The 16,955-nt window shown below is 67.0% G+C and carries 14 protein-coding genes; 9 read left to right on the top strand and 5 right to left on the bottom strand.

The features are described 5' to 3' along the window. Nucleotides 1–404 precede the first annotated feature (404 nt). Nucleotides 405–1,298 (top strand): DMT family transporter, encoded by an 894-nt coding sequence (locus QQL87_RS00565; RefSeq protein WP_284416319.1) that lies wholly within the window; start codon nucleotides 405–407, stop codon nucleotides 1,296–1,298. Here the strand turns inward: QQL87_RS00565 and QQL87_RS00570 are convergent. From QQL87_RS00570 to QQL87_RS00580, 3 genes are all read right to left on the bottom strand, one after another. Beyond that, a complete protein-coding gene (locus tag QQL87_RS00570; RefSeq protein WP_284416318.1) occupies nucleotides 1,261–3,540 on the bottom strand; it encodes a CHASE3 domain-containing protein in 2,280 nt (759 codons plus the stop codon). The two genes, QQL87_RS00565 and QQL87_RS00570, sit on opposite strands and share 38 nt — an antisense overlap. 329 nt (nucleotides 3,541–3,869) lie before the next feature. Beyond that, on the bottom strand, nucleotides 3,870–6,152 hold the full coding sequence (locus QQL87_RS00575) for a CHASE3 domain-containing protein (protein ID WP_284416317.1): 2,283 nt from the start codon (nucleotides 6,150–6,152) through the stop codon (nucleotides 3,870–3,872). Nucleotides 6,153–6,635: 483 nt separating this feature from the next. Then, the gene (locus tag QQL87_RS00580) at nucleotides 6,636–7,349 is read right to left on the bottom strand and encodes a BA14K family protein (protein WP_284416316.1); all 714 of its coding nucleotides are present in this window, start codon (nucleotides 7,347–7,349) and stop codon (nucleotides 6,636–6,638) included. 180 nt (nucleotides 7,350–7,529) lie between these two features. Here QQL87_RS00580 and QQL87_RS00585 point away from each other — a divergent pair, with 180 nt between their 5' ends. Beyond that, nucleotides 7,530–7,940: an NADH:ubiquinone oxidoreductase subunit NDUFA12 gene (locus QQL87_RS00585; RefSeq protein ID WP_284416315.1), complete on the top strand. Its 411-nt coding sequence runs from the start codon at nucleotides 7,530–7,532 to the stop codon at nucleotides 7,938–7,940. A gap of 83 nt (nucleotides 7,941–8,023) precedes the next feature. On the opposite strand, the gene QQL87_RS00590 is transcribed toward QQL87_RS00585, so the two are convergent. Beyond that, complete coding sequence (locus tag QQL87_RS00590) at nucleotides 8,024–8,722, bottom strand: DJ-1/PfpI family protein (protein WP_284416314.1); 699 nt, start codon at nucleotides 8,720–8,722, stop codon at nucleotides 8,024–8,026. A 117-nt stretch (nucleotides 8,723–8,839) separates the two neighbouring features. Between QQL87_RS00590 and QQL87_RS00595 the strand changes: the two genes are divergently transcribed. The 7 genes from QQL87_RS00595 (at nucleotide 8,840) to QQL87_RS00625 (ending at nucleotide 15,898) form a co-directional block, all read left to right on the top strand. Then, a complete protein-coding gene (locus QQL87_RS00595; RefSeq protein ID WP_284416313.1) occupies nucleotides 8,840–9,778 on the top strand; it encodes a GlxA family transcriptional regulator in 939 nt (312 codons plus the stop codon). Nucleotides 9,779–9,816: 38 nt separating this feature from the next. Beyond that, on the top strand, nucleotides 9,817–10,089 hold the full coding sequence (locus QQL87_RS00600) for a hypothetical protein (RefSeq protein WP_284416312.1): 273 nt from the start codon (nucleotides 9,817–9,819) through the stop codon (nucleotides 10,087–10,089). Nucleotides 10,090–10,354: 265 nt separating this feature from the next. Continuing rightward, a complete protein-coding gene (locus QQL87_RS00605) occupies nucleotides 10,355–11,455 on the top strand; it encodes a M14 family metallopeptidase (protein WP_284416311.1) in 1,101 nt (366 codons plus the stop codon). Between the two features lie 6 nt (nucleotides 11,456–11,461). Next, a complete protein-coding gene (locus QQL87_RS00610; protein WP_284416310.1) occupies nucleotides 11,462–13,009 on the top strand; it encodes a peptide ligase PGM1-related protein in 1,548 nt (515 codons plus the stop codon). 149 nt (nucleotides 13,010–13,158) lie between these two features. Next, the gene (locus QQL87_RS00615) at nucleotides 13,159–13,917 is read left to right on the top strand and encodes an SDR family NAD(P)-dependent oxidoreductase (protein WP_284416309.1); all 759 of its coding nucleotides are present in this window, start codon (nucleotides 13,159–13,161) and stop codon (nucleotides 13,915–13,917) included. 15 nt (nucleotides 13,918–13,932) lie between these two features. Beyond that, nucleotides 13,933–15,183, top strand: a complete 1,251-nt coding sequence (locus tag QQL87_RS00620; RefSeq protein ID WP_284416308.1) for an NAD(P)/FAD-dependent oxidoreductase — start codon at nucleotides 13,933–13,935, stop codon at nucleotides 15,181–15,183. A gap of 46 nt (nucleotides 15,184–15,229) precedes the next feature. Next, nucleotides 15,230–15,898 carry an amino acid ABC transporter permease gene (locus QQL87_RS00625; protein ID WP_284416307.1) on the top strand — a complete coding sequence of 223 codons (669 nt, stop codon included), beginning with the start codon at nucleotides 15,230–15,232 and terminating at the stop codon, nucleotides 15,896–15,898. 112 nt (nucleotides 15,899–16,010) lie between these two features. Here the strand turns inward: QQL87_RS00625 and QQL87_RS00630 are convergent, their stop codons facing one another. Further along, the gene (locus QQL87_RS00630) at nucleotides 16,011–16,892 is read right to left on the bottom strand and encodes a transporter substrate-binding domain-containing protein (protein ID WP_284416306.1); all 882 of its coding nucleotides are present in this window, start codon (nucleotides 16,890–16,892) and stop codon (nucleotides 16,011–16,013) included. Nucleotides 16,893–16,955 lie beyond the last annotated feature (63 nt).

Genomic DNA, 16,955 nt, shown 5'->3' on the forward strand with positions numbered 1-16,955 from the left:
GCGGCCGGCGAGACCCGAAACATGACAGTGCGCCGAACCGGGCCGGAAACTAGGACGACTCCGCTTCGTCCGTCAAGGACTAGTGGGGGTTCCCTAACCAAACACTAAATATGGGGGAAAGTACGGGATAACCAGGGCGTGTGCCGGTATCTTGATGGCCGTAACTATCGGCGAGTCCTCGCGGATTCGAAACCGAAAAAATTTGCGCCAGGGCCTGTCCACAGGGCTTCGTCCCGCTGTTCACAGGGGCAAATTTATTCGCATGCGAACGGCGTGTTTTGCTTGCGTGGGCGGGACTCACGCTGCCTTACGGAGCCGCGCGGGGCAGGCATGCCCCACAATCCCTGGTGTGACCGGGGAAACGCCGGCAAGCTCACGTTCCCACAGACGGCGCCGGTGATTCCATGACAGATCCTCACAAGGCCAGCGGGCGGATCACGCCCGCCGGGCTGATGTTCCTTGCCATCACCTCGCTCGGCTGGGGCTTCAACTGGCCGGTCACCAAGCACCTCGTCGGCGTGCTGCCGCCGCTGACCTTGCGCGGCACCACCGGCGTGGTCGGGGCGCTGCTGCTGGCCTTGCTGGCGCTCGTCAGGAGCCAGAGCCTGCATGTGCCATCAGAGGTCTGGCCGCGCCTGGTGCTGGCGGGCCTGCTCAACGTCACCGCCTGGATGGTGCTGATGGGGCTGGCGCTGCTGTGGCTGCCGGCCGGCGAGGCGGCGCTGATCGCCTACACGATGCCGGTGTGGGCCTCGATCCTGGCCTGGCCGATTCTCGGCGAGCGCCCGACTTGGCTGCGCGTGTTGGCCTTGGTGATGGCGTTCGCCGGGCTCGGCGCGATCATGGGCGCCAACGGGCTCTCCGCCAGCCGCGACAAGCTGCCGGGCATCCTGATGGTGCTGGGCGGCGCGTTCGGCTTCGCGCTCGGCACGGTCATGGCCAAGAAGCTGCCGATCAAGCTGCCGCCGCTGTCGGCAGCGGCCTGGCAGATCGGCATCGGCTGTGTGCCGATCGTGATTGTCGGTCTTGCCATCGAGCATTCCGACTGGACGAAGCTCGACCAGCTCGACTGGGCGCTGATGTTCTATTCCACCGTGATCCAGTTCTGCGTCGCCTATGTTGCCTGGTTCGCGGCGCTGGCGCGGCTGCCGGCCTCGGTCGCGGCGATCGGCACCATGGCGGTGCCGGTGATCGGCGTCGTCGCCTCGGCAGTGGCGCTGCGCGAGCCGCTCGGGGCGGGGCAGGTGGCCGCGCTAGCCTTCACCCTGGCTGCAGTGGCGCTGGCAACGCGGGGCTGAGCGCCCGGCGCACCATCTGCGCCAGTTCGGCGCGCCGGTAGGGTTTCGTCAGCAGCAGCGCCTCGGGCTTGAGCGGCCCGGGCTTGAGCGGCCCGGTCTCGATGACGGCGTCATCGGTGTAGCCGGAAGTGTAGAGCACCCGGAGCGCGGGGCGCTTTTCGGTGATCGTGTCCGCAAGCTGCGGGCCGCTGACGCCGCCGGGCATGATCACGTCGGTGAACAGCAGGTCGAACGCCTGGCCCTGATTGACGATGGAGAGCGCCTCCGCGGCGTGCGAGGCGGCGAGCAACGTGTAGCCGAGGCTCTGCAGCTGGGCGAGCACGAAGTCGCGCACCAGCGGATCGTCCTCGACGACGAGGATGGTCTCGCTGCCGCGCGGCAGCGCGGCTTCCTCCTCCGGCTCGATCACCGGCACACTGCGCGCCGCCGGCAGATAGAGCCGGATCGTGGTGCCGCGGTTCGCCTCGCTATGGAGCTTCACATGGCCGCCCGACTGCTTGACGAAGCCGTAGACCATGCTCAGCCCGAGGCCGGAGCCCTTGCCCGCTTCCTTGGTGGTGAAGAACGGCTCGAAGGCGTGGTTCTTCACCTCCGGCGGCATGCCGGTGCCGGTGTCGCTGACCGCGACCACGACATGACGGCCTGGAACGACGCCCGGATGGGCCGCGGCGGCGTCCTCGTCGAGCGTGGTCGTCATCGTCTCCAGCAGCAGCCGGCCGCCGTCCGGCATCGCATCGCGCGCATTGATCGCCAGATTGACCAGCGAGTTGGCAAGCTGGGCTGAATCGACATGAGCCACCAGATTCTCGTCTGCGAGCCGCGTTCTGATCTCGACCTGCTCGCCGAGCGTCGGCCGCAGCAGCTTGGCGATGTCCTTCACGGTGGCGTTGACGTCGATGTCGCGCGGACGCAGCGGCTGCTTGCGTGCGAACGCGAGGAGATGGCTGATCAACTCAGTGCAGCGGTCCGCCGCCTTGCCGATCAGCGCGGCGAACTCCGCGGCCGCAGGCCGGTCGTGGACCGTGTCGATCAGCACCTCGATCGACCCGGTGATGATCGTCAGCATGTTGTTGAAGTCGTGCGCCACGCCGCCGGTGAGCTTGCCGATGGCATCGAGCTTCTGCGCCTGCTGCAGCAGGCGCTCGATCTCGTGCACCTCGGTGACGTCGTGATAGACCAGCGCCGCGCCGCTGATCGCGCCGTTCGAATTGCGCAGCGGCCGTCCGCTCACCATCAGGCGGAACTGCGGTCGGCCGTCGGTCGGCTTCACCACCACCTCGCGGCGATCGAACGACAGGCCGCGCAGGGCGCGCGCGATCGGCAGGTCCGCCTCTGGGATCGAGGTGACGCCGTCGTCCTCGAAGAACTGATTGGCGAGCACCATTTCGGCAAAGGTCTTGCCGACGTACGTTCCCAGAAAATGTTCCGCCGCCGGGTTCGACAGCATGATCTGGCCGTTCGGATCGACGACCAGCACCCCCTCGGCCATGCTGTTGAAGGTGTTCTCGAGAATAGCGGAGGAGCGGCGCAGCTCGTCATAGGTATCTGCCAGATCGCTGCGCTGCTGCAGCTCCTGGGCCTCGAGCGAGCTGGTGGTGGCCTGCGACCGGACGAGGGAGGTGCGCAGCGCGTGGTCCGACAGATAGGCGCGCCGGATCAGATAGAACGCGATCATGAGCAGCAGGCCGAGGCCGGCGAGATCGACCGCCAGCAGCCAGGTTCCGGTCTGCCGCGAGATTGCGGCGCGGTCCGCCAGCAGCTGATTTTCCTGCTCGACGAAGACATCGAGAGTCGCGTTGATCGTCGCCATCGCTGACGGACCGGCTTCGCTGGCCGCCATCCGCTGCAGCCCGGCACGGTCATTTGCGGCATGCCGGCGGATGAGCTCGCCGGCGAGTTCGATCCGCCGCTGCACGACGTCCTCGATCGATCGCAATCGCGCGCTCTGCGAGGGGTTGTTGCGGACGAGCTGCAGCAGGTCCGCAAAGGCCCCGGGGACGAGGCCGCTCGTCTCCTGGAACTCGGTGACGAACCGCTCGGCGCCGGTCAAGGCGAAGCCGCGCGAGGACGCTTCGGCCTGGCGCAGCAGCACGCGCAGATCCGAGCACTTTTCGAGAACCAGCATCGTATGCTCGACCCCGGCCGTATCGCTGCGCGCCTTGATATCCAGCGCCGTCGAGGCCGCGCCGATCGACAGCAGAATGCCAAGACCGAGCCCGATCATCACCCGCCGGCGGATCATCGCCTCGTTCCCATTGCGCCGGGTCTGCTTGGTCGCTCAAACGACATCGTGATGATCAATGGCTGTCCAGTGGCAGATCGAGAGTGGGACTTGGACACGCATGAACCGGTCAAGTGGAGCTGGCGAGTGCGACATCAACGCGTGTGACCAAACGGGGCGCGTGGCAGCACAGGCCGGTCTGAGAACGAGCAGGAAGCGAAATACAACCTAATTGTAAGCGTAGCGGGGGCGTCATGCCAATTGGCTGTCGCGGGTTCCATGTGGGCTTGGGCGGGCAGACGAGGGTCTGTGCGGTGGTTCCCGCCGACGCAGCGGTGGATGGGTGAGACTTAGTCCGCGCAGGCACGGACAGCCGAGCTTTCAGCGGACTCGCGCGGGCTGAGCAAGGCGAGCCGCACCATTTGGGCGAGCTCCGACTTGCGATACGGCTTGGTGAGCAGCAGCGCGGCCTGGTCGATGCGGCCGTGCTCGACCATGGCATTGTCGGTGTAGCCGGACGTGTACAGGACCCGGGTGCCCGGCCGCTGCCGCAGGGCTTCCTCGGCGAGCTCCTTGCCGTTGATGCCGCCGGGCATGATGACGTCCGTAAACAGCAGGTCGAAGGACTGTCCGGTTTCGATCTTGGCCAGCGCTTCGACGCCGGTCGATGCGGTGATGGTCTTGTAGCCCAGGCTTTGCAGCTGGGCGACGACGAAGTCCTGCACCAGCAGGTCGTCCTCGACGATGAAGATCGTCTCTTCGCCGCGTGGCGGCGGCGGCTCGGGCGGAGCGGGGGCCGCGGCCTGGCCCTTGGGCGCCGGAATGTACAGGCGGATGGTCGTCCCCCGGCCTTCCTCGCTGTAGATCTTGATGTGGCCGCCCGATTGCTTGACGAAGCCGTAGACCATGCTGAGGCCGAGCCCCGAGCCCTTGCCGGCTTCCTTGGTGGTGAAGAACGGCTCGAACGCACGGTCACGCACCTCGGGCGACATGCCGGTGCCGGTGTCGCTGACGGCCACCATGACATAGGAGCCGGGCGTCACGCCCGCATTGGCCGCGGCATAGGTGTCGTCGAGCGTGACGCGGCGTGATTCGAGCAGCAGCTTGCCGCCATTGGGCATTGCGTCCCGGGCGTTGATGGCCATGTTGACCAGCGAGTTGGCGAGCTGCGCCGAGTCGATATGCGCGATCAGCGTCTCCTCCTCGAGGATCGAGTTGATCTCGATCTGCTCGCCGAGCGTCGGTCGCAGCAGCTTGGCGATGTCCATGATGGTGCTGTTGACATCGCTGTCGCGCGGATGCAGCGGCTGCTTGCGGGCGAACGCCAGCAGATGCCGGATCAGCTCGGTGCAGCGGTCGGCGGCCTGGCCGATCAGCGCTGCGGTCGCCGCAGCGGCAGGGCGGTCTCTCACCTCCTCGGCCAGCGTCTCGATGGTGCCGGTGATGATCGTCAGCATGTTGTTGAAGTCGTGCGCGACGCCGCCGGTCAGCTTGCCGATGGCGTCGAGCTTCTGCGCCTGCTGCAGCAGGCGCTCGGTCTCATGGGCCACCGTGATGTCGTGATAGACCATCGCCGCGCCGGTGATGCGTCCGGCTCCGTCGCGCAGCGGACGGCCGCTGATCATGAGCCGCAGCGTGTCGTCCCGGTCGGGCTGGTGGATGATCAACTCGCGGCGATCGAACGTCTCGCCGCGCAGCACGCGCGGTGTCGGCAGGTCGTGCTCTGCGACCGGCGTCATGCCGTCGCTCTCGTAGACGCGCAGTCGGGAACGCACCTCGGACAGCTGCTTGCCCGGACGATAGCCGAGCAGGCGCTCGACGGCGGGGTTGGAGAACACCACCGTGTCGGCGGCATCGATCACGAGCACGCCTTCAGCCATGCTGTTGAACGTGCTCTGCAGGATCTCGGCGGAGTGGCGCAGCTTCTCATGGGCCTCGACCAGATCGAGATGCTGCTTCTCGGCTCGCTCCGCCAACGAGACGGCCTCGGCCTCGGAGCGGACCAGTGAGCTGCGCAGCGCCCGATCCTCGACATAGGCGCGCCGGATCAGGTAGCCGGCGATCAGCAGCAGCAGCGCCAGGCCGCACAGGTCGATCGTGAGCAGCAGCGATCCGGTGGTTTTCGAGGTGATCGAACGTTGCGACAGCAGGCTGCGCTGATCGGCGACGAAGCGGTCGAGATTTGCCGTGATCGCGCTCATCGTCGCCGGGCCTTCGCCGCGGCTGCCGAGCGCCGCGAGCCCGGCCGTATCGGAGGCCGCACGCAATCGGATCAGCTCCGCGGCGATATCGATCCTGCGCCCGATCAGCACGGCAGTCTCACCGAGAAGCTGCGTCGGCAGCGGACTGTCGGCCACGGCCCGTTGAAGATCGGCGACCGCAGGCGGGATTTTTCCACTCACGTCGTCGAACTCGGTGCGGAAAGCGGCGGCGCTGGTCAGCACGAAACCGCGCGAGCTGGCTTCGGCTTCGCTCAGCAGCAGCCGCAGCTCGGAGGTCTTCTGCAGAATGTTGAGCGACGAGGTCACCCAGGCCGCGTCGTCGCGCGACTTGACGTCAAGCGCTGCAGACGCAGCGCCGATCGCGAGCAGAGTTCCAAGACCGAGCCCCAGGGCGAGGCGCTGACGAATCATCCGCGTGTCTCAATCATCCACATGTCTGCCCGCTGACCAGCGGATCACCGGGCCACTCTCCCGCATCCGGGAGCCGGTGCAGCTGCATCGAAGGAACTGATGATATGTCGCAGGGCGCGCCTCCTTGTTCGAATTTTCTGGCGCGTTCGAGAGCGGCCGGTGCAAACGGAAGCGGGAGCGTGACTGCCTTGCGCGGTTTGCGCGGTCCATGGGTCCATCAACGGAGATCAGTGATGCCTGCCTTCGGCGTCGCGATGCAGAATCAGGAGCTGATTGATATTGGACCGGAACGTGCAATACATCTGCACGCCGCGGGGCACATTGTTGAAAATTCGTCGAAATTCAGTCAGCAGCGTGGCGCATCAGTCACAGAACAAACAACAACAAGGCGAGCAAATAAGACGAGAGGCGGCGAGGGAGATACCTCGCCGCCTCTCAGGTCAGCTCATCGACGTCTCAGCACGAACTGAGCTGCACGTGTTTTTACGGGCAGGGATGCCGAAGTCCGTCATAGCCCAGATAGGTACCTGACGCTGGATCGTAGGAGCGGTAGCGACGTGCGCAGTAGCTCGGGTCGACGCCTTCGGTGCCGATGACGGCGACCGGCGCGGAGTCATCATAATAGGAATCGTCCGTGTAGTAGTCCGAGCCGTAGTAGTACGGATCATTGGCGTAGGCATACGAGCTGCCGACGCCGCCGATGAATGCGCCAGCGGCAACACCGGGCCAGAAGCCGCCGCCGCGGTTCCATCCGCCGCCACGCCAGCCGTCACGCCCGCCGCCATTCCAGTTGCCGCGGTTCCAGCCGCCGCCGGGATTGGCCGCGACCTGGCCGCCGCTCGGTCCGCGGCCGCCGAAGACGGCCCCGCCGCCACGCCCCGGGTTGCCGGCAAAGCCGCCAGCGCCCGGGCCACCCGCGAATCCACCGCGGCCGGGGCCACCGGCGAATGCGCCGCGACCACCACCGCCGCCGCCACCGATGGCTGCACCACCGCGACCGCCGCCCATGGCACCGCCACCGCCCATAGCAGCTCCGCCGCCGCCACCACCACCACCACCGATGGCAGCACCGCCACCGCCGGGACCGCCGCCACGGCCGCCGCCGCCTGGGCCTTGCGCAAAGCTCGTCGTTGCCGCTGCAAGCGGCAGAAGCAGCGCCACGGCAGCGGCGGCGCTCAGTGTTTTCAGTCTGGTCATCGATGTGACTCCATGAGGGGAAAGTGATCTAACCGCAGGCGAGAGCGGTCGTTCCCTGCGGCGGACCGATGCGCGGCGAGAACGCAGTCGTTCGTCCCCCGCGGGCTGTAGCGGAACACTGGACAAGTCGCGGACGGGGTGGCATCAGGGCATGACCTTCACAGATCCGGCCCTCAGCGCATGAAACAGTTCTTTCTCAAGCTCTTCACGTGGTGGAACGGCCAGACCTTCGGCACCCAGCTGTGGACCTGGCGTTTCGGCGAGCTGGTGGGGCAGGACGCGCAGGGCAACCGCTATTACCGGACGGCCGGTGGCAAGATCGATCCGGTGCTGCATTTCGAGCGCCGCTGGGTGATTTATAACGGCCTGGCCGAGGCCAGCCGCATTCCGCCGGACTGGCACGGCTGGATCCATCACACCGTCGACGTGCCGCCGACGCAGGACGGCTACAAGCCGCGCGAGTGGGAAAAGCCGCACCTGCCCAACCTGACCGGCACGCCGCTCGCCTATCGTCCGGCCGGCTCGACCTTGGCCAGCGGCCGCCGTCCGAAGGCCACCGGCGATTATCAGCCCTGGACGCCCGGCAGCTGATTCGGTCTGTTGGGATCAATGTATCAAAAGAGGCCGCCCGGAGTTCCGGGCGGCCTCTTTGATTTCAGGGACCTGAGCGAGCGCTACGTTCCGCTCCGCCCGAGAGCTGCCGCAGCGCGCTCGGCCGCCGCGATGCGCCGCGTCCGGGACGGTGCGATGCGCTCCAGCATGCGTGACAGCACCTCGGGTGGCGCCGTGTCAGGCGAGCCGGACGTGAACGGCGGCGCCGGGTTGTATTCGAGCCGGAGCTGGATCGCTTCGGCGGTCTGGCGGTCCACCAGCTGCGACACCAGGGTCAGCGCGAAATCGATGCCGGCGGTGACGCCACCGCCGGTCACGCGGTTGCGATCGATGCAGACGCGTTCGGTGCTCACGGTCGCGCCGAACAGCGGCAGGCACTCGCGCGCACTCCAATGGGTGGCGGCGCGATAGCCGTCGAGCAGACCAGCAGCGCCAAGCGCGAGCGAGCCGGTGCACACCGAGGTGACGTACTTGGCGCCCTCGGCCTGGCGGCGGATGAAGCCGATCACGTCAGCGTCATCGAGGATGGCGTCGACCCCGAAGCCGCCGGGAATGCAGATCACGTCGGCCTGTGGGCAGTCGGCGAAGGTCGTGGTCGGCAGCAGCGTGAGAACCGAGTCCGTCGGAACAGGCTCGATTCGCTTCCAGGCCAGATGCAGCGTGGCGCCGGGCACGCTGGAAAACACCTGGACCGGGCCGGTGAGATCGAGCTGGGTGACCTGGGGGAACAGCACGAGAGCGATGGAAAGCGGTGCGGCCATGGGGCGGGTCTCGCGGACGATGACGGGTTGACGAGCGCCATCCTGCATGGTCCGCTGCATGTCTCATAGGCCAAAGTTCCCTCGATTTCGGACAGGCGGTTCGCGGAGCCTAACAGCATGATCGGCGTGCTCATCTTTCCGGACTTCCAGCTGCTCGATGCCGCGGGCCCGATCTCCGTGTTCGAGATCGCGGCGCGCTATGCGAGCGCGGCGCCGAAGATCCGGGTGATCGCGGCCGCGCCCGGGCCCGTGCGCTCCTCATCCGGGGCCGAATTGCTGGCGCGGAAATTCGGTCCCGTCTCGGCGTTCTCGACGCTGCTGATCGCCGGCGGCGATGGCGTCGAGGCGGCGAGCCGCAATACCTGCACCGTGAATTTCGTTCAGAAGGTCGCGAGCCGCGGCACCCGCATCGCCAGCGTCTGCTCCGGTGCTTTCGTGCTGGCGGAAGCAGGACTGCTGGACAGGCGGCGCGCGACGACGCACTGGCAGCGCACGCGGCAGTTCCTGCGCACCTATCCAACCGTGAAGCTGGAGCCGGACGCGATCTATGTCCGCGACGGCCAGATCTGGAGCTCGGCCGGCATCACCGCGGGCATCGATCTGGCGCTCGCGATGGTCGCCGAGGATCACGGCGAGGAGATCGCGCAGAAGACCGCGCGCCAGCTGGTGCTGTATCATCGCCGCAGCGGCGGGCAGTCGCAGTTCTCCTCGCTGCTGGAGCTGAAGGCGCCGAGCGGCCGCTTTGCCGATCTGCTGACCTGGGCGCGCGAACATCTTGAGGCGCCGCTGACCGTCGACGACCTCGCCGAGCGCGCCGGCATGAGCACGCGGCATTTCACCCGCGCCTTCGTCGCCGAGACCGGCACGACGCCGTCCAAGGCGATCGAGCGTCTGCGGCTGGAAGTGGCGCGCGACCGCGTGCAGGCCTCGCACCAGCCGATCGAGCTGGTGGCCGAAGCGACCGGCTTCCGTGACCCCGAGCGGATGCGCCGGGCCTTCATCCGCGCCTTCGGCCAGCCGCCCCAGGCATTGCGGCGCGCAGCGCGAGCGGGATAGTCTCGCCAGATCGTCTAGAAGGCCAAAGAGATCGCGTGATGGCCGGCAATTCGATGGGTTTGGGAGTCATCTTCCCGTCGCCCTATGTGATCGAACTCTCCAAACTGCGTCAGCAGCTCGATGAGGCCCATCTCGCCTGGACGATCGAATGGAAGCGCCAGCAGCAGGCGTTCGTGATCGAGAACATCCGTTTCGCACACGATCCGCATTGGAATGAGCGCGTGTTCAGCCTCCAAGCGGCGCACGATGGCAAGACCTGGGTCTGGCAGGCCGTGCGCGTCGTCCTCACCTGCAGTGGATTGTCGGTCTGAGCTGCGCGGCTGACGCGGGGGCGCAAATTGCGCACAGCTGTCGCCGACCGAACTGATGGCCGGGGCGACCAGATGTCATGATCCCCGGGCGGAGAGGCCGCGCCTTCGTTTGCGCGGACCATCGGCAGCAGCACTGGCGTCGTGGCGCGCCCGGTGACCGGCGGTTGATCTGAATCAGCATGCAGGACCTTTGGAGAGGTAGCCTGAATGTGGATTTTGCGGCGCTTGATTTCGTAGCCCTTGAGTCACGTTCCCTGGAGGGCCCTTGGAGCAGGATAAGTTGGAGCAGGACAAGTCGACGGCTGATGGCGCTGAACTTGCGAGCCCGGGCCTCGATCGTCCGTTCTCGCTCGCGGCGTATGATCATGTGCCGGACGCACTGCTGGATGTGCCGGCGCCGGAGCTGTGGCGGCATCTGCCGGGGCCGACGTTGTTCAATCTGCCGGGGCGGCAGACCGGTACGCTGTTTCTCAGCGTGCTGCTGCATGGCAACGAGGATACCGGCTGGCGCGCCATCCAGACCGTGCTGAAGCGTGCGCGAGGCCGGCCGCTGCCGCGCTCCATCCTGCTGTTCGTCGGCAACGTCGCCGCGGCGAAGGCAGGAGTCCGCACGCGTCCCGGCCAGCATGACTACAACCGCGCCTGGCCCGGCACTGCAGATCCCCGGACGCCGGAAGCGGCGGTCATGCGCGACGTCGTGGCGGTTGCGCAACGCACGGCGCTGTTCGCCAGCATCGACATTCACAACAACACCGGCAACAATCCGCACTATGCCTGCGTGAACAGCTGTGACGATGATCACCTGCAGCTCGCACGGCTGTTCGGCCGTACCGTCGTGTATTTCGAGGAGCCGGTTGGCGTGCAGTCGGCGGCGCTGGCACGGCTATGTCCGGCGATCACCGTCGAATGCGGCAGACCCGGCATCGAGGCGGGCGTCGCGCATGCGGTGGAACTGATCGAGGCGGCGCTGGCGCTGCAGCACTTTCCCGACCATCCGATCGGTGAGGCCGACATCGATCTCATGCGGACCTTCGCCATCGTCAAGGTGCCGGCGGATGCCACCTTGTCCTATGACGGCAGCGACGCGGATTTCCGCTTTCGCCCGGATCTCGATCATCTGAATTTCGCCGAGCTGGAGGCGGGCGTGTCGTTCGGAACGCATGCTGGGCGCCGGCTCGATGTGATCGCCGCGGACGATGCCGCGACGGACTATTTCGACTACAGCGATGGCGAGATCCGCCTGGCGCAGGATGCCATCCCGGCGATGCTGACGTGCGATCCCAATGCCGTCAGGCTGGATTGCCTCGGCTATCTCATGCACCGCATCGGCCGCGATGGCCGGCGGCTGGCGGCAATGAGGAGGTAGCGCGCGATGACCGCCGGGGCGCCCATAGCGCAGGATGGCGTCAGCGCTGCGGAGCGCGCGCGGTTCGACCAGTTGCAGGCGCAGTTCGCGGCCTCCTACACCGAGCTGTTCGATGATCCCGGCCTGCCGCGCACGGTCGTGATCGTGCCGAGCCTGAGCCTCGATCCCGAGGTGCTCGCCAAGGTCTCGGGTGTGCACCACTACGAAGAGCGCATGCTGTGCATGCTGCTGCTGCTGCGCATGCCGCGCACGCGCGTGATCTATGTGACGAGCACGGCGGTGCCAGAAACCATCATCGACTACTACCTGCATCTCCTGCCGGGCGTGCCGGGCGGCCACGCCCGGGCGCGGTTGACGCTGTTGTCCTGCGACGATTCCTCCGCGGCGCCGCTGACGAACAAGATCCTGGCGCGACCGCGCCTGCTCGATCGTCTGCGCGCCGCGCTCGCGCAGGGCGGCCCGGCCCATATGAGCTGCTTCACCGTGACCGGGCTGGAGCGCCGGCTGGCGCTCGCGCTGGGCCTGCCGATCTATGGCTGCGATCCCTCGCTGCTGCCGTGGGGCTCGAAGAGCGGGTCGCGCCGCATCTTCAAGGAGGTCGGCATCGATCTGCCGGAGGGGTTCGAGGATCTGTACGATGCCGACATGCTGGCCGATGCATTGTGCGAGCTGAAGTGGCGCAGGCCTGATTTGCGAAAGGCGGTGGTCAAGCTCAACGAGGGTTTTTCCGGCGAGGGCAACGCGATCGTCGACCTCACCGCGGCCCCGGATGATCACGGCCTGCGGCGATGGCTGCGCGAGCGGCTGCCGGACATGGCCTTCGAAGCGCGCGGCATGAGCTGGGAGGTGTTCGAGGACAAGCTGCGGATGATGGGCGGTATCGTCGAGGAGTTCATTCCGGGGAGCATCAAGCAGTCGCCGTCGGCGCAGCTGCGGATCGACCCGCTCGGCCGGGTCGAGCCGATCTCGACCCACGACCAGGTGCTGGGCGGCCCGAACGGGCAGATCTTCCTCGGCTGCCGGTTTCCGGCCGATGACGCCTATCGCCTGGATATCCAGGCCCGCGGCGTTGCAGTCGCGGAGGCGCTCGCGCGCAAGGGCGTGATCGGTCGGCTCGGCGTCGATTTCATCTCGGTCCGCGACGGGCCCGACTGGCGCCACGTCGCCATCGAGATCAATCTGCGCAAGGGCGGCACCACGCATCCGTTCCTGATGCTGCAGTTCCTGACCGACGGTCGCTACGAGCCCGGCAGCGGCGAATTCCTCACCCCCGCCGGCCAGCCGCGCTGCTACTACGCCTCAGACAATCTCGAGAGCGACGCCTATCTTGGATTGACGCCCGACGACCTCGTCGATATCGCCGTGGTCAACGGCCTGCACTTCCACGCCGCCGCTGGCGAGGGCGTCGCCTTCCATCTGATCGGCGCGCTGTCGGAGTTCGGCAAGCTCGGCGTGGTCTGCATCGGCCAGAGCCACGCGCGTGCCGCCGAGCTCTATCGGCGCACGGTGGATATCCTCGATCGGGAACGAAGCACGGCGCGGATTGGCGTGTAGCTCGGGACGGCGTCGCGACCACGTTGCATCATAAGCATCTGCGCTGCCGTCATCGCCGCGATGTCGCCTCGCGTGTTGGCAAGCGGGGAGGCGGCTCCTATAGTCCGCAACGGCGACCCCATCCACGGACATCTCAGCAGACAGGCCTCATGCGCGTCACCATCATTACTGGCAGCGGGGCCGGCATCGGCGCTGCAGTCGCGCGCCGCGTGGCTGCGCCGGGGCAGGCCGTGATGCTGCATGGGCAAGGCGCCGATGAGGCCGGTCTGGCGCGTCTTCGGGATGTTGCCGCGGCGTGCCGGGAGGCCGGTGCCGAGGTCGGCTTTCATTGCGGAGACCTCGCGCAGGCCGGGACCGCGGCGGGTCTGGTCGAGGCGGCCCGCCAGGCCTTCGGCCGCATCGACGCGCTGGTGCATGCCGCGGGCTTTGCCGATCGCCGCAGCTTTCGCGACCTCTCGCGCGATGGGCTGGAGCGGTCGCTGGCGGTGATGCCCACGGCATTTCATGAACTCGCCAGCGCCGCGCTGCCCGACCTGCTGCAGAGCGCGCAGGCGCGCGTCGTCGCCATCTCCAGCTTCGTCGCGCATCGCTTCGTGCCGGGTGGTGCGTTTCCCGCATCAGCTGCCGCCAAGGCGGCGCTGGAGGCGCTGGTGAAATGTCTGGCGATCGAGCTGGCCGCGAGCGGCGGCTCCGCCAATGTCGTCGTGCCCGGCTATACGCGCAAGGACGAGGGGCGGCTCGGCTCGCTCGATCCGGCGGCCTGGCAGAAGGCGGCCGCGGCCAATCCGCAAGCGCGGCTCGCCGAGCCGGACGACATCGCTGCGGCGGTGACATTCCTGCTGTCGAGAGAGGCTGGCCACATCACCGGTGCGGTGCTGCCGGTCGATGGCGGCCTGACCCTGATGTAAGTGGATTCATAGTCGATGCAAAGCCTGCCACAGACCGCCGACGTGATCGTGCTGGGCGCCGGAATCGTCGGCGTCTCTTCCGCCTACGCGATCCGCGAGCGCGGGCTGTCGGTGGTGCTGGTCGACCGCAAGGTCCCGGGCGAGGAGACCTCCTACGGCAATGCCGGCATTCTCTCCTCCGGCTCGATCCTGCCGCTCAACAAGCCCTCGTTGTTTTCAGCATTGCCGTCCTATCTCGGCAACCGGAATGCGGCACTGCGCTGGAATCCGTCCTGGACGTTGCGCAATATCGAGTGGGTGCTGCGCTTCCTCGCCAATGCCGTGGAGTCCCGCGTCCGGCCGCGCGCCACCGCGCTGCACGGCCTGATCGGCGCCTCGCTGCAACTGCATCGCGACTGGATCGTCAGGGCGGGCGAGCCGCAGCGCATCCGTGAGACCGGCTGGCTGAAGGCGTGGCGCAGCGACGCGCTCGCAGCCGCCAAGGCCGAGCAGGCGTTCCTGGCCGAGTATGGCATCAAGAGCGAGCTGCTCGACCGCCAGGCGATCTCGGCGCTCGAGCCCAACATGCTGCCGGTCTACAAAGTGGGTCTGCTGCACAGCCAGACGGCGTCGGTCGACTCGCCCGGCAACGTCACCAAGGCCTATGCGCGGATGTTCGAAGGCGCCGGCGGCATGCTGCGGCAGTCCGAGATCAGGGCGCTGCTGGCCGACGGCGACGGCTGGCGCGTGGTGCTCGGCGAGGGCGAGATCCGCGCGCGGCACGTGGTGGTCGCGCTCGGGCCGTGGTCGCCGGACATCCTGCGGCCGCTCGGCTACAAGGTGCCGATGGCGTTCGAGCGCGGCTATCATCAGGAGTTCACACCGAACCCGGTGCGGCAATTGCTGCGGCCGATCCACGATGCCGAGGGCAGCTTCCTGATGACGCCGATGGAGAATGGCGTGCGCGTCACATCGGGCGTCGAGCTGACCGACCGCGACGCGCCGTCGAACTTCGCCCAGCTCGAGCAGGTCGTGCCGCTGGCGCGCGGCGTGGTCGAGTTCGGTGACGCCATCGCGCAGCCCTGGCGCGGGGCGCGGCCGACGCTGCCCGACTCGCTGCCGATGATCGGGCCGGCGCCGCGGCATTCCGGCCTGTGGCTTGCATTCGGCAACCAGCACATCGGCTTAACCACGGGGCCGGCCACGGGGGCTGCGATCGCTGCGATGATCGCAGGCGAGGCGCCGTCATTCGACGCCTCGGCGTTCGCTCCGAGCCGGTATCTGTGAGAGGCTGGCACCATCGGCCGCGCCCTCGCGCCAGCTCGGAGCTTCGATGAACTATACCTGGGATTTCGCGATCCTCACCAAGTACAGCCATCTGTTCTGGGTTGGGCTTGCCTGGACCATGGCCTATACGCTCGGCACGATTCTGCTGGGGTCGCTCATCGGGCTGTTCGTCGGCATCGTCAGGCTGCGCCGCCTGGTCGTCGTCGACTGGCTCCTGATCGCCTATATCGAGCTGTTCCGCTGCACGCCGCTGCTGGTGCAGATCATCTGGTTCTACTACGCATTTCCGGTGGTGATCGGCGTCAACATCCCGGCCCATGTCGCTGCCGTGACCGTGCTGTCGCTGTACGCCGGTGCTTTCTATGCCGAGATCGTGCGCGGCAGCATCGAGAGCGTGCCGCGCGGACAATGGGATGCGGCGCGGGCGCTGGGCCTGCGCCCGTGGCGGATGATGCGGCTCGTGATCCTACCGCAGGCGCTGAAGCCGATGCTCGCGCCTTACGTCAACCAGTCGGTGACGCAGTTGAAGAACACCTCGCTGGTGTCGGTGATCGCCGTGCCCGATCTCGTCTACAACGCGACCCTCATCAACGCCGATACCTATCGGCCGCTCGAGGTCTACACCATCATCGCGCTGATCTACTTCGCGATCCTGTTCCCGGCCACCCTGCTGAGCCGACGGTTCGAGCGCGGCATGAGCTACGACAAGGCGTGAGGGGGTAAATTATCAGCCGTCATTGCGAGGAGCGAAGCGACGAAGCAATCCAGAGTCGCGCGCGCATCCCTGGATTGCTTCGCTTCGCTCGCAATGACGGCGGAGCGTGACGTCAGATGCTCAGCTCGACCGGCACGTCCTCGGACTTCACGCCGGCCAGGCCCAGGCCCTTGACGAACCATTCCCGCATCTGGCCGATACCGCGGTTGTAGTCGATCCACACCGCGAGAAAGTCGCGCCAGCGCTTGTCGAACTCGCGGCGCACGCCCATGCTGGAGGGGATCGCGACCGACGGCGACGTCAGGATCTTGTAGGTGCCGAGATTGGGGTTCTTGGCGATCGCGGTGAGGCCGAGGATCAACGCGTTGACGACGACGTCGACGCGGCCCGACGCCATCTCCAGCATCACCTCGTCACGCGACTTCAGCGATTTGATCGTGGCATTGGGCGCAAAGCGGCGCGCCACCGCCTCGTTGGCCGAGCCGACGTCGACGGCGATCTTCACGTCCGGCTTGTTGATGTCGGCCCAGGTCTTCGCCTCCAGGCCCTTCTTCAGCATGGCGCCGAACGGATGCGGGAATACCGTGCCGCAGAAGTCGATCACGAGCGCGCGCTGCGGCGTCGGGTTGAGCGCGAAGCCGAGGTCGATCTTGCCGGCCTGCAGGTCGAGCACCGAATTGCCGTAGGTCGACTCGACATATTCGAGCTTCACGTCGAGCAGCTTGGCGATGTCGTTGGCCATCTCGATCGAGAAGCCCGACCATGTGCCCGAGGCGAGATCCTTGTTGAAATAGGGCAGCTCGCCCGGCAGCACGGCGATGCGCAGCACCTTGTTGGCGCGCACCCGGTCCAGCGTGTTGTCGGCGGCCGCCTGCGCGGATGCGGGCGTCGTCGTCATCGCGGACGCGAGCGCGGCGCCGGAGCCGATCGCGAGCGCGTAGCGCAGCGCCTCGCGGCGGTCTTCGGAAATTCTCTGATCGTCTGATGTGGTCACATAATCCTCCTGCACCAATCGGCCGGGAGCGTAGCGTCGGGCTCGACCGCCAGCAACAAGCAT

It is taken from the genome of Bradyrhizobium sp. SSBR45G, assembly GCF_030159255.1.
Classification (GTDB): Bacteria; Pseudomonadota; Alphaproteobacteria; order Rhizobiales; family Xanthobacteraceae; genus Bradyrhizobium.

Bases quoted from the DNA above. Each gene is read 5' to 3' on its own strand.
- QQL87_RS00565 (WP_284416319.1), top strand. From the start codon at position 405: ATGACAGATCCTCACAAGGCCAGCGGGCGGATCACGCCCGCCGGGCTG.
- QQL87_RS00570 (WP_284416318.1), bottom strand. From the start codon at position 3,540: ATGATCCGCCGGCGGGTGATGATCGGGCTCGGTCTTGGCATTCTGCTG.
- QQL87_RS00575 (WP_284416317.1), bottom strand. From the start codon at position 6,152: ATGATTCGTCAGCGCCTCGCCCTGGGGCTCGGTCTTGGAACTCTGCTC.
- QQL87_RS00580 (WP_284416316.1), bottom strand. From the start codon at position 7,349: ATGACCAGACTGAAAACACTGAGCGCCGCCGCTGCCGTGGCGCTGCTT.
- QQL87_RS00585 (WP_284416315.1), top strand. From the start codon at position 7,530: ATGAAACAGTTCTTTCTCAAGCTCTTCACGTGGTGGAACGGCCAGACC.
- QQL87_RS00590 (WP_284416314.1), bottom strand. From the start codon at position 8,722: ATGGCCGCACCGCTTTCCATCGCTCTCGTGCTGTTCCCCCAGGTCACC.
- QQL87_RS00595 (WP_284416313.1), top strand. From the start codon at position 8,840: ATGATCGGCGTGCTCATCTTTCCGGACTTCCAGCTGCTCGATGCCGCG.
- QQL87_RS00600 (WP_284416312.1), top strand. From the start codon at position 9,817: ATGGCCGGCAATTCGATGGGTTTGGGAGTCATCTTCCCGTCGCCCTAT.
- QQL87_RS00610 (WP_284416310.1), top strand. From the start codon at position 11,462: ATGACCGCCGGGGCGCCCATAGCGCAGGATGGCGTCAGCGCTGCGGAG.
- QQL87_RS00615 (WP_284416309.1), top strand. From the start codon at position 13,159: ATGCGCGTCACCATCATTACTGGCAGCGGGGCCGGCATCGGCGCTGCA.
- QQL87_RS00620 (WP_284416308.1), top strand. From the start codon at position 13,933: ATGCAAAGCCTGCCACAGACCGCCGACGTGATCGTGCTGGGCGCCGGA.
- QQL87_RS00625 (WP_284416307.1), top strand. From the start codon at position 15,230: ATGAACTATACCTGGGATTTCGCGATCCTCACCAAGTACAGCCATCTG.